Raw genomic sequence first — 13,821 nt, forward strand, 5'->3', positions numbered from 1 at the left:
GATAGCTTTACCTGTAGGTTGATCATAGGTGAAGGCAACATGATACCATTTGTTTGCTACAAATTTCTGATCTGCATGGAATTGCTTGCTACCTGCAATTTGTATTAAATCATTAGCTCCTCCAGGTAATGCTAAGTCACCAATTCTTAAAATAAGTGTACCTTCGCTTCCCATAATTGTTTTATTAGCACTCATGACATCAATATAGATTAATGCTTCATAAGTTAATGATTTAAAAGGAGCACCTGGTAATAAAGGAACTTTAATAGAGCTGCTATCGAATTTACCTACTTTTAGAATGCGAACAGGTTTCGTAAGTACTAAATATAGGGTGTCTTCTCCCTCTACTACAGGAGACGATGCGCAAGTAATATGAATGGGAACGAGGTAGCTTTTTCCTTCTTCTATATTATCTAGGTTGTTTAATTTAAGAATGTTCTTTTCAGAATATACTTGACCACTTGAAATAGTAGTTGTGGTTTCTTCTAGATTAACACTTGCAATGTCAAAAGCTTCATAATCGGTTCCATTTCTTTGATTATACCTATCGACAGCACTTTTGTCAGCTATAGCATAAGTAACATCTTCTGTCGATGAGCTTTTTTTAGAAAGGCGACAACTTAACTCATAATCAATAGTTGTTTGATCTTCAACTTCTAGTTTTAATTCGCTCTTTTCGAAATATATTTTTTTCTCTAATAAGTAATTTTCACTATCATTACAGCCTATAAAAAGAACTGTAATAGCGAAGCATGCTAAATATTTGAATAAATGATTCTTCATATCTTCAGTTTTTTTTCAATTCTAATTATAAATTTTTGCTGTCTTCTTGTCCTTGTTCAGCTTTCCATTTATTGAAAACTTCTTGATTTATCTGTATTGCTTGGCGCATCCATTTATAATCAGGAGAGTTTGAGTAATCATTATCAAATCGATAAGCACCTACTCCTCCTTTATATCCTTCTGAAGGCATGGCTGCTGCTTGATTCAATAGATTACCTCCTCCGGTAGCATAAGACTCAAAGTTTTCAGTAATAATTAGTTTTTCGGGTCTATTACCAGGAGTACTAAAACTTGGACTACTTTGTCCATAAGCTTGGCGAATCCAATAGTCCACATATTCATCTAACTCCTCAAACTTATATCCATCTATTAGTCCATCTATACATAGAAGTTTATGTCCTTTGCCTTCAGGATCACTTTTAGGACCAATGTATTTACCCATTTCTTTGACTAAAAATCTAAATGTTGAATTATCTAATGTTCCATCTGCATCATTAAATCCAATTCCTGGTTCCCAGTCAATATCAAAACCATCCCAGTCATTAGTGTAAAGTGAATCACAAAGAGCTTTTGCAAATTTAGCCAATGCTGCTTCTAATTCTTCTTTATTACCCAAATTGTGTGAGGTGAAACCCCAGAAGTCCCAGCGAGCATGTTTTCTAGCTAGATTAAGTTTACTATCTGACCAGCCTTCTTCTTCAGCTTGCTTTTCAACTTCTTCATACACTGATTTTGGAGTTCTTCCTTTGCCCAGATGAGAAAGGAGACTTACCTCCAATAGTTTAATTCCTTTTTTCTTTTGAACAAATTCTTTGTCCTTTTTCTGTGCTTCAGTAATTTCATATCTACCTGGAGCACCACTCCACATAGATATGATATCGATACTGTCTGGAACAGCGGTTAAATAACCTTTTCGTACAACTCCAGATGGAGCCCAGTTACTGAACCATCCAAAAGATACAGGACGACCGTAGTTTTCAGCGGTTTTCTTCCATGCTCTTAAGTCTTTGTAATAGGCTTCACTTTTTTCATTATCCATGGTGTTGAATCCACCGATGTGATCTATTTCTTTTAGTTCAGCATCTGTCCATTTGCTGCAAGATGTAAATAGCAGGCCAGCCAAAGGAAGAATGAACAATATTTTTTTAAATAATTTCATAATATGATTTCTTAATCAGTCAATTAATCTATTTTTTATCCCACCATAGGTTAGTACTTGGCTTGTCAGGACCACCTAGAAGCTCAACAGCTTTGTTGTAGTTTTCTATTTGATCTGCAGATTGTCTTTCAGATTTAGGGTAAATCATTCTTCTGATACCTTTTTCTGTAGAAACCTCACCACCACTATTGTTTTTAATTACTTGATGTAGTTTTGGATAGCCAGTACGTCTCCATTCACTCCAAGCCTCTTGTCCATTAGGAAAAAGGGCAATCCATTTTTGAGTAATAATTTTTTCTAGCTTTTGCTCTGTACTGCCTTCCCACTCAGCAGTAGCTGAAGTTGGAGCAGGTACATTTACACTAATTGGTGCTTCAAGCTCATATTTAGCTGGAGCTTTTCCAGAGTTGATATATGCATCTACAGCCGAAGAAGGGATACCATTCTCTTCAAAAGAGATAGAAATACCTTCTTTATATAAAGATTCAGCATCACCTTTCATATTCCATCCTATAAGTGCACCTTCTGCTCGAAGGAAATAAACCTCTGAAGCACGCATCCAATAAGTTGGAGTTTCTGATTTAAAGTTTGAATGTGAGAATGCTTTGAAGTAGTCATTTGTTGCCTTTACGTGACCTGTAGGGATAGCTTGATATTTACCACCTTGGGGTACTTCTACTGCATATGGACTGTCTGATTCTTCGAAATATTTAGGTAAACGAGGATCTTCGTAACCCGAAAGATAGGCTAGTATGGAAGAACCCATTCTTGATTCATTGTATTGCTTGTCTAGCCACTCTATATTATTAACAAAAACAGAACCAGCACCTTTACTTATTTGTGCTTCGTCGTCTTTTGCCATCATTACACCGATAGGGTGGTTTACGGCTTCTTCAGCATAACGCTTAGCTTTTTCAGCATCAGCATAGCGAATACGCATTGCTAAACGAAGTTTTAATGAGTTCGCATATTGAACCCATTTGCTAGCGCTACCCGCATAGATAGCATCGTAATTAGCCATTAGTTTTCCATTTTGTTCTGCTAGAGGAGTCAATATATTGATAGCTTCAGATAAATCATCAAAGAAATATTGATATACATCTTCTTGGCTATCATAAGGTACTACTAAAATGGGTTCACCTGCATGTTTATAAGGAATAGGACCAAACATATCAGTAGCCTTGTGCCAAGCTGAAATTTTAAGAATTTGAGCTAATGCAAATGTTTCAGGCATATCTATTTTCTCATGTTCATCCTTAATCTTTTTCCAAGAATCTAGAATGCTAGAGTAAGCAGCCTTATACGAAGCACTAATCCATCCATCATTTAAAACATAGGTTAAATGGTTTCTACCACCATCCCAGTTGTTGTTTTGTCCAAAATAGCCTGCCCATGAATCTGCAGATAAGTGGTATGCAATTTGGTATTGATTGATAACATCTGTATCGTCGGCTTGTGTACCAACAGGAAATACATTTTGTTGAATGGATTTAAAAGGGGCACCTACAGCAATACCATCCATTATTCCCATTTCGGGAGTCATCTCCAACTGATTGGTATTTATACTCTCATAATCACAAGAAGAGAATAAACCTAAAGCTAGAGCCCCTATGATATATTTATAATTTTTGATTTTCATAATAATTAGAATTTAACTTTAACACCAAAACCTAAACTTCTTAAACTTGGTTGCATAAAATAGTCGTTTCCTTGACCATAAGTTCCTGTTGAAGGAGTCAACTCTGGGTCGTAAGGAGCTTTACAGTAGATCATCCATGGGTTTGAAGCGATGAATGAAAGAGTTAAGTTTTGAATAACGTTATTAAACCATGACGCAGGGAAAGAATAGCTCAATGTAAGTTCTTGCAAGCGTACATTAGTTGCACTATAGGTGTAAAAACCAGCTAATTCACTTTCTCCAGTACCTATCATTTGGTAATATTTTTTAGCATCAATGCGTGCATTATATCCTTGATTAGGTATTAACACACCTCCGTTATCACGAGCATCAGCAGAAGCTTTTGATACACCAAAACGATCTAAAACAGCTTCAGTAGAAGAGGTAACTACACCACCTACACGAGCATTAACCAAGAAGCTTAAGCCAAAACCTTTATAGCTAAATGAATTATTCCAACCTAAAGTATAATCGGGAGTTGTTTTTCCTAGGTAAACAGGATCTGTGTTTTCTAGAACAAGTTCACCCGTTTCAGAAATGTTGATATGTCCTTGATTGTCTTTTTTAAAGAACTTAGAAGCATAGATATCATTAATGCTACCTCCAGCCTTTAATATGACACGTCCTTTGTCTTTAGATACTTCAGGAATGTTGATTGGTTCTGGACTCAATGGATGTTGGTAATTCTCTACCATCTCTTTAATCTTATTTTTGTTTTTGGTATAAGATAGAGTAGAAGATACTCCGAAATCGCCAAATTGGTCGTTGTAACCTAAGCTAACTTCCCAACCTTTATTTTCGATATCTCCAGCTTGTAGATAAACCGCTTTGTAGCCAGAACTTTCAGGAAGATCACCAATAAAAGTTTGGTTGTATGTATTCGATTTGTACCAAGTTGCATCTAAGTGAATCTTATTAAAGAAACGTGCTGTAACACCCACTTCGTAAGATTTAGTACGTTCAGCTTTAAAATCTCCATAAGGATAGATACCTGTAGGTTTGATTACCCCTCCTTTAATCGGAATAGTAATTGTACCTGGAGTCATACCCGATTTTGAAATAGGAGCACCTACTTCTGTATATGAACCTCTAACTTTTAAATATGAAATAGCTTTAGGTAAGTTTACCATTTCTGAAACGATAGCAGAAAGACCTACTGATGGGTAGAAGAATGATTCTTCTTTAGAGTTTACTAAACGAGAGTTCCAGTCGTTACGACCAGTCAATGTTAAGTAAATCATACTTCTCCAACCTAGTTCTGCACTAGCAAACATAGCAAAGTTACGTACATTTGTATCTCCACCTTCTTCTTTAATAGAACCTTCAGCAGGGTCAATATTGTGTGCAGAGAATAAATTAGGAACTAGTATCAAGTTACCTTTATATCCTCTTGTAAGAGATGAGTAATCAGAATAACTCAAACCTATATTTGCAGCAATACTAAAGTCTTTAAGGTGCTTATTAATGTTCACCATAAAGTCTGAGTATAATTGATTGTCTTCATAGTTTCCATATTCGTAATGACCTTTAGATTTAGCAAATACATCGTGTGAAGTTGCGTAGATTTTTCTTTCACTCTTAACGAACGATTTATCCATACGAATACGACCAGAAACGTTCAACCAGTCTAAAATATGATAAGTCAGACCACCGTTAAACATAAAACGGTCTTTATTATTAGGAGCTACATTACGAAAAGCTGTCCAATAAGGGTTTTGGTTGGCAAACACTCCATCAGCAATAGGCCAATATTGTGCAGGAAGGTTTCTATCTGCATTGAATCTTTCGAATGTTTTAATTTTTTCAAACGATTCCCCTCTAGGGTAAAGATAAGCAGCTACAATAGGGTTCCAGTATTGACCTTGAGAAACCATGTTTTTGTCTTTCTGTTTTACGTAAGAAGCACCAAGATTTAGTTGTAATTTATCATCTAACATCTTAGATGTATTTCTAACTGTAAAGTTATAACGATCATACGTATTATTTGGAACAATACCTTTTGAATTGGTAGAAGCTATAGAAGCAAAAGTTTGGTTGTGTTTGTTTCCTGTAGTTAAGGTAACCGAGTTGATAAAGTTTGTTCCTGTGTTGAAGAAATCTCTTCTAGGATCAAAATCACTAGGAGTGGTAAGTCTATCGCCCCAGCTTTCATAAGTATGAGCTTTGTTTCCATATCTATTTTGGAATTTAGGCATCATTAGAGGTCTGCTAAAATCTGCTGTTGAAGAGTAGGTTACCTGAGCTTTTCCCTCTTCACCTTTCTTGGTTGTGATTAAGATGGCACCATTTGCAGCATTACTACCATATAGAGCAGCTGCTGATGGGCCAGAGAGAACAGAGATACTTTCAACATCTTCAGGGTTAAAGTCGGCAATACCTTCACTACCCACTTTGCCTTCACCCATAATTCCACTATCAGCACCAGCACTATAGTTGAAAATAGGAATACCATCAATAACATAAAGTACGTTGTTATCACCTTCAATAGATTTAGCACCACGCATAACAACTTTGGTTGCACCACCTACACCAGAAGCACTTTTGTTGATTGTAACACCAGCTACTTTACCACTTAAACTATTTACAAAGTTGGCATCTTTAACCTTGGTTAGGTCGTCTTGCTTAACTTGTTGTACATTGTAGCTCAATGCTTTTTCTGCACGTTTAATACCAAGAGCTGTTACAACAACCTCATCAAGTACTTTATTATCCTCTTTTAAAACAATGTTTAAAGGTTTATCTCCTATAATTTTAACCGATTGTTTTTCATAACCGATATAACTAAGTTCGATAACAGATCCTTTTTCTACTTGCAGAGAAAAATTACCATCTAAATCGGTAATTGTTCCTGTTGCAGAACCTTTAATTTGGATACTTACCCCGATAAGAGGTTCGCCACTAGCATCGGTTACATTACCTTTTACAAAGAAACGCGAATCTTTTTGTTGATTTTTAGATGTTGTTTTAGTTTCTTTAGATAAGACAATGTGATTGTTTAGGAATGAATAAGAAACAGATGTACCATTAAATAACTTTGATAATACATTTGTTACAGTCTCGTCTTGTACGTTAATAGATATCGCTTCATTTGCATCAATATCTTTCACATTATAGACAACGGACAAAGACGTTATACGTCCAATATTGTCCAAGACTTCGCCCAATGGGGCATTAGAGTAGTTCAAACTTACTCTCTGCTCTTGAGCAAATGCCTTGATTGGCATTGACACAAATAGCAACAAGAGTAGTAAATAAAAGCTCTTGCTTTTCATAGAATTCTCCATGTCTTTAGTTAGTTTTAAATAATTTGTTTTTTTAGTTAACAGTAAGAATGCATATTTTATGTATCCTTACACTCTTAATACAAACATCTAAAGGGGCACACTAATGAAACACTAACATTCTTTTTAAGAATTTATTAAAAATAGATTAAATAAATAAAAAATTAAAGGCCGTATACCCCTTATAAGCTTAGGATATACGGCCTTTAATCAAGAAAATAGATATTCTATGATTTTATTCTTTTATAGATGAAAAAACAAGAACTCTTCCATCATCAGTGATGTCGTAACTAAAATGTTGGGTTAATGATAGGGTAGATAAAATCTCTTTTAGAGAGAAGTCTGTTTTGAATTTACAAGTAAAACGTTCTTGTCGCACTTCCTCATTTTCAAAATGGAAGCGAACATTATATACTTTTTCAAACTTCTCAGCCATTTCACCCAAGGTATTATTGTTGAATTTAAGATCTCCATTAATCCACAGCAAAACATCTTTAGGAGTATTGTATGTAAATAAATTGGATTGATGTGTTATTACATCTATCTCCAGAGTTTCTCCTGGCTTAAGTCGTTGCCCCAATTTATCTGAACTATGTGTGTACATTTGTATTGCGCCCTCAAATAGAGTAGTAACTACTTTGCTTTCTTGATTGCGGGCTCTTACATTAAATTTTGTACCCAAAACCTGGGTGCGTACTCCCTTGCTATTTACAACAAAAGGTTTATTCTTATTTTTAGTTACCTCAAAATAGGCTTCTCCATTGACATCTACTTTACGTTCTTTAGATAAGATTCCAGATTGATAGGCTAGTTTGGTAGAGGAGTTTAGCCATACATAAGAGCCATCGGGGAGTACAACGTGCGCACGTTGCCCTTCAAAAGTACTTACTTGGTAGGTTGAAGGCTGGGCTAATATGCCCAATAGAATTCCTACAGATAAAATAATGCCAGTAAAGAAGGCAGCAGCCAACCCTCCATATTTTTTTATTCGGTAAAGCTTTGTAGAGAAGGGGTGAGGATCCATCGTGTGAATCTCTTGTGGCTTTACTTTTGTGTGAAATTTATTTAAAGCCGCCTCTACATCAACCGATTCATAAGCATGTAATCGGTCTCCAACAAATGTCGTATAATATATTTGTTCTAATTTTTTATAATTGTCTGCTGATTTTGAAACCCAAAGATCAACTTCCTTATTTTCTGATTCAGATAGATTACCCTTCAGGTATGCTAGCAGCATTGCTTCATCCATAACTTTCTTATTTTATGAGAAAAAATAAAAACTCTCTAATATAATAACAAATCAAGGAAGGACTATACTAATTGTAAACTAAAATAAATTTCTATATTAGCATGCTTTTAGAAAAAAGTTGCAAATATAAATAAGCTATCGTAAGTTTGCGCCCGAGAAGCTACAACTAGAGTCAGTTAATGTTTTGTTCTAGTTTCTCATGGATGGAGAGAATGAAAGACGTGATTTTTATGAAAAACAATAAACAAATTGTTAAGGCCTTAACATCTGGAGATAAAATTATTTTTGAAAAGGTATATCGCCATTATTATCAGTGGTTGTGTTCCTTTGGGTCGCAGTATGTATCTTTAGATGAAGCCGAAGAAATAGTACAAGATACTATGCTTTGGTTATGGGAAAATCGCACTAGTCTTAACCCCAACTTATCTTTAAAGAGTTTTCTTTTTACTATTGTTAAAAATAAAGCCTTAAATCAAATCCACCATAGTCATATAAAGAGAAGAGCCTACGATGCAATCGCACTTGAGCACAAAGAAGAGTTTGAAAATCCTAAGTTTTATATGGAGAATGAATTGTTTGTGTTGTATAAAAAAGCATTGACAAAGTTGGACCCTAAGCTTCGAGAAGCATACGAACTTACTCGAAAAAAGAATCTTACTCATAAACAGATCGCTGAAATGCTCAATGTTTCGCATCAAACCGTAAACTACAGAATCGGTCAGGCTTTAAAAATTCTAAGAGTAGAGTTGAAAGATTACCTCCCTTTATTAGCCTTCCTCTTTTGTTGATTTATTACTATTAAATTATAATGAATCTAAAAGTGAATAAATCCTTAACTATAAATTAACTGTATATGGAAAAAAGTAAAAGATCATTAAATGAGTTACTAGAGGGTGAAATAGAAGATTTTACTGAAGAAGAAAAAGAGAGTTTTCGAAAAATGAATGAAGCTTTTTCTAAGTTTTCTAAATCAATAAAGGCTTATGAAGGCATTGATATTAAAAATAACAATAATACTGCGAAAAGTATATTTAAAAGACAAAGTAATGAATATTACGTGATGGCAATTGTTTTAGAGTCATTTTTCTATAATAGAAAGGAAGAAGTGTCATTTAAAGAGCTTAATTATATAATATACACGTTCGCCCCTAAAGATATGGTTTGGGATACAAGTGTAGCATTTGTTAATGCCATAATAGGAAAAATGATATTTTTATCATTAGTGAAGCCTATAAAAACCGACAAGGAGAATATCCTAAATTTTAAAATAACAGAAGAAGGAGTGAAGGCTTTGCAAGACCATAGATTCCAAAATTTAGCAGTAACAGCTTTCTCAAATTATCAATCATATAGGATAAATAAAGTTTTGTTACGTATCTCGCGTCAATCTCTTTTAATAGCTGGGATATCAGCAATAATTGCTGTTTTTGCAATAATTATATCTATTGTAAAATAAGTTTATTGATATTTTAGGATTTATGCGTAAAAAAGATGTATTGTTTTGTACGGGACTCTTAATAATTATCCATAGTTTGTAATACTATTGCACGACTAATGCACGACTAATATAAAAGATCTGGCTAGTTACATTCCTTAATATACTCTATAAGAGAGTAACAAAAGATGGTACGACACTATTATATGTTTGTTATAACTACTCTCGCACCAAAGGTACCTTGATTACTATAGGTTTTAATATTAATTGAACACTAGGACAACAAAAAGAAATGGATTAAAAGAGCATGTCCTCAGTTTGATGAACTTGATTTGGTGTTGACAAAGATAACTTCAAAGTTAGGAGAAATATGAGCTTATGCAACGGATAATGTATCATAGCAATAGATTTAACGCACGCATCAAAGAGGTAGGTCAAATAGCTAAACTCACTCAAAAGATAGAAATTGTACGCCAAAAAGGGAATACTAGAGTTTCTTCAATATATCCAAAGCACAAGCTGATATCTTCATGTTTCTTTTAATCAAAACCTAAAAAACATGCTAGCTAGGAAATTCCGTGGACGTATTTTGTATTCTTTATTCATACTTGTTAAATCATCATATACAGTATAGCTATATCTATTCTGGTTGAATATATTTTTCACGGAAAGATTCAATTCCCATCCGCTGGCAAAGCTATAGGTAAACTCTGCATCGGCAAGGAAAAGATGTTTGGAGACATTGTTTGACATTTTATTGTAGTAATGTTCTCCTGTAAGTTGTATATAATACTTTTTCCCTGGAATAAAATTACAGGATAACACCTGTGAAACACTCTGGGATGATGATTTGACTCCTGTCTCTTTCACACTTAAACGGTTCTTTGCATAGTTGAACTCATACGATAAGTTACACCACGTTGCAATCCTTGAATTGATTTTAGGGGTAATATCCCATGTGTTCGACGAATAAGGTGTACTAACCTCATTCTGAAACATTGAACCATTATAACCCATATAGGAGGAGCGTAACGATACCATTCCATTAATCATATCCAACCCTTTACTAACACTACCATTTAGCATCCATACATTCGAAGAGTTATCTTGTGGTATAAATGTGTTTAAAATGTAATCGTCTATGAAAGACCGGCTAGAGGTACGTTTTGTTTTAGACCATGAGCGGATAACACTTGCATTGGCAAAAAAAGCATTTAAGGGTCTCTTATAAGCAATATTCAGGCTCGCCGATTTTTGGTTTGCTGTATTATAATCTATAAGTCCACGGGAAAGGTTTCGGTAATTTTGCAGTAAGAATCCACTATAAAATTGTTGCTCCTCTACTGGATTTTGAGCCAACCTACCGGTCATAGAAACGGATAGACGGGAAGTAAAATGATAACGAATATAGAGACGAGGAGATAAAAGGAATTTAGTATCAGAGTCTGTTGATTTCTGAATTTTATCGTGGTAGCGGTACGGGGTAAATGAAACAGGCATACTAAACTTTGCCTCAAGTCCACCTTGATTATATTCGAGTTCTGGAGATACATACAAATTGACGTAATTCATTGATAAATCATTACTCATTACACCCAGTGTATCAGATAAGCCTGTTAACTCACTATTCATTGAACGAAACACTCCGATAACTCCCATTTTCATTGCTATGGATATCGGTTTGATAAAGAAAGCCATCGAGGTGTTGGTATTTGTATAAAATGCCGCAGAACGGATATTCTGTTTCTGTCTTTTATCTTCCCTTGTAACATTTAAATGTTGTGGTTTGACTTGATACAGGTTGTAGGAGTTCAACGTATATGTTTTTTTACCAGATCGTTTTAACAGTTCCAGATCATTAGAGAACCGATGGTGAGGAACAGAGGCAGACTGAGAGTTTGGATAGCTCCCAGTAATCCCCATATTGATGTCATCCCACAAAAGATCTGCATTTAGCTTGTTCTTTAAGTAATAGGTAGTCGTATTTGCGGTTAGTACAATATCCGTCGATAAGCGGTTTTGTTTGGAGGTTGCCGATTCTCCTATATCAGTTATTATGGTCGAATCTTTTAGGAAATAAGTGGTTTTTGAGAAATTATCTGAAGTCAACCTGTTATTCGAGTAGGATATTTGGGAAGTCAGATCGAAGTTTTTATTCAAAGCCCAAAGATTATTGGTGCTGACCATGTGAGATTTATTAAAACGAACCCGGTTGGCATCTATATCCGTCAGATTATCAGGTCGCACATTTATATAATTATTCAAACGGTAATTCTTAGAAAATTGGCCCATAATTTCATCAATAGAGAAGCTTTGGGTTTCTTGAGTAATATCTATTCCTGTATTATTAGTCTTATATGTATTCAATGATTGTGTCTTAGCGGTGAAGCGCATTACAAACAATTCTGCATTCCATAGAAAAGGATCAAAACCAGCACCAGTCTTAGCTGTTCCCACCCAACGTGATTTGGCATCCTCTTTCAACCGAATATTAATGGCTGGACTCTGTGAGAATGAGATATCAGTTAATGCTTTTATCGGCTGATGGTTTTCCATCACTTCAACACTTCCCACATCTTGCTGATGCACATTACTAGTTGCCAGGCCATATCGTCCACCTAACAAATCCTTCCCTTCAATATAAAATTTATTGATAGCCACACCATTGTATTTTATTGACCCACTTTTTTCAATCTCGATACCTGGCAATTTTTTTAACACATCGGCTAATGACTTATCCTGTGCATCGGCAAAACTGGAAACTAGATAAGAGATTGTATCGCCCCGTTGGTGAATACCAGGGGCCTTAACAAGGACTTCTTTCAGTTGAGTAGCTTGTTCTGATAGTTTTACATCATATTGAGATAGATTACTAAACAATGAAATAGTCTGTGATGCATATCCCATCATGGAAAAATGTAAGACATGGTTGTCGGGAAAAGATGCAAGCTTTATCTCATATTTCCCATCTTGTGATGATTGTGCATACCTTACAATCTTATTCTCACCTGCTGGACGTACCGTAACTAGCACATTCGACAGGGGAGTTCCTGTTAACTTATCAGTAATCTTTCCTGATAAGACGACTTGCTGTGCTTCTATATGCAATGTACAGAAGATAAAGACAGTAGTCAACATCCATTTTAAAGGTATGTTCATATGCTCTTATATTGTAGATTTTAGCAGAATACCCAAATCCGTGTTAGTAAAAAGATTAAGGAAAGAATCCCTATTTATAATCCAACTCTATCAAATCATATTGCATTACCTTCTGCGAAGTTTTACCACCTAAATCAATTCCGGTCTCCAATTTTATATAGCCATTAATATCCATCAGATAACGCTTCCAAGCTTTTAAAAAATCTTTTCGATTTGTTTTTTCAAATTTTTTATTCCCAGTATTGGATTTGCTGAAGACAATCTTCTCTCGTTTCACATTTTCTAGCCCATTAATAAGAAAATGATATTGTCTTCCTTTATCATAAGCCTCCATAATTAATCCAGGTAAACCTGAAAATTTCCACGGGCCATCGCTAATAGGAATCTCTGTTGAAAACCACGCAGTCCATTGTCTACCTCTAAAATCACATTTTGCTTTTTGGCAAGTGTAATCCAAAATTGTTTTTATACTGTCCAATACATACCAATTTTGTGCATTTAATACATCTTCATATATATAGTCTTGGCTAGATATACCATCTGTTACAGTCATTTTCCCTTGCGGATAATTTTTATAAACACAAGTCCTCATGCGCTTATATGGAAAGCCTCCTTGAGGAACCCCTTTAGTTTCGGCCATAGCCTTTTTAAAAAGCTGACGACTAGTTTCTATACCATCTTTAGTAGAACTCAACGAATCACTTTGATAGGTATAGTAGCTATAACATTTAGAAAGGTTTTTTCCTATTTGTAAGTACAATAAATCATCCTTTTGAGTTCTACTAATAGTATCTTTAAGGGAAGTATAAATATAGCTACATTTTAGATGTGTTTCATCTAATACCCGCTGAGCTTTGCCATGTACAAACCCAACTCCAATAACCACCAACATAACAATTGTTTTATGCATCTCATCCAATTTTTATAACGTAAAAATTAAGGAAAGAATCCCTATTTATAATCCAACTCTATCAAATCATATTGCATTACCTTCTGCGAAATATTACCACCTAAATCAATTCCAGTTTCCAATTCAATATAGCCATTCATGTCCATTAGGTATTTCTTTTTCGCTTT

The 13,821-nt window shown here is 34.9% G+C and carries 9 protein-coding genes; 2 read left to right on the forward strand and 7 right to left on the reverse strand.

The window, feature by feature from the left end; genetic code table 11:
- From K8V80_RS07410 to K8V80_RS07430, 5 genes are all read right to left on the reverse strand, one after another.
- Positions 1 to 783, reverse strand: a 783-nt coding sequence (locus K8V80_RS07410; RefSeq protein WP_276776606.1) for a BT_3987 domain-containing protein, incomplete at its 3' end; no start/stop codon positions are given.
- A 25-nt stretch (positions 784 to 808) separates the two neighbouring features.
- Complete coding sequence (locus tag K8V80_RS07415) at positions 809 to 1,942, reverse strand: glycoside hydrolase family 18 (RefSeq protein WP_276776609.1); 1,134 nt, start codon at positions 1,940 to 1,942, stop codon at positions 809 to 811.
- Positions 1,943 to 1,970: 28 nt separating this feature from the next.
- Entirely contained in the window at positions 1,971 to 3,581 is a 1,611-nt protein-coding gene (locus K8V80_RS07420; protein WP_006744603.1) for a RagB/SusD family nutrient uptake outer membrane protein, read from the reverse strand.
- Positions 3,582 to 3,586: 5 nt separating this feature from the next.
- On the reverse strand, positions 3,587 to 6,904 hold the full coding sequence (locus tag K8V80_RS07425; protein ID WP_276776613.1) for a TonB-dependent receptor: 3,318 nt from the start codon (positions 6,902 to 6,904) through the stop codon (positions 3,587 to 3,589).
- 232 nt (positions 6,905 to 7,136) lie between these two features.
- Positions 7,137 to 8,150 (reverse strand): FecR family protein, encoded by a 1,014-nt coding sequence (locus K8V80_RS07430; RefSeq protein ID WP_276776616.1) that lies wholly within the window; start codon positions 8,148 to 8,150, stop codon positions 7,137 to 7,139.
- Positions 8,151 to 8,380: 230 nt separating this feature from the next.
- Between K8V80_RS07430 and K8V80_RS07435 the strand changes: the two genes are divergently transcribed.
- On the forward strand, positions 8,381 to 8,938 hold the full coding sequence (locus K8V80_RS07435) for an RNA polymerase sigma-70 factor (protein WP_006744606.1): 558 nt from the start codon (positions 8,381 to 8,383) through the stop codon (positions 8,936 to 8,938).
- Positions 8,939 to 9,003: 65 nt separating this feature from the next.
- Positions 9,004 to 9,606, forward strand: coding sequence for a hypothetical protein (locus K8V80_RS07440; protein ID WP_276776618.1), 603 nt, complete (start codon positions 9,004 to 9,006; stop codon positions 9,604 to 9,606).
- A 522-nt stretch (positions 9,607 to 10,128) separates the two neighbouring features.
- Here K8V80_RS07440 and K8V80_RS07445 read toward each other — a convergent pair.
- Positions 10,129 to 12,744, reverse strand: a complete 2,616-nt coding sequence (locus K8V80_RS07445; protein ID WP_276776620.1) for a carboxypeptidase-like regulatory domain-containing protein — start codon at positions 12,742 to 12,744, stop codon at positions 10,129 to 10,131.
- A 70-nt stretch (positions 12,745 to 12,814) separates the two neighbouring features.
- Positions 12,815 to 13,654, reverse strand: a complete 840-nt coding sequence (locus tag K8V80_RS07450; protein ID WP_276776622.1) for a GLPGLI family protein — start codon at positions 13,652 to 13,654, stop codon at positions 12,815 to 12,817.
- Between the last annotated feature and the right edge of the window lie 167 nt (positions 13,655 to 13,821).

It is taken from the genome of Bacteroides coprosuis (assembly GCF_020741705.1).
Lineage (GTDB): Bacteria > Bacteroidota > Bacteroidia > Bacteroidales > Bacteroidaceae > Bacteroides_E > Bacteroides_E coprosuis.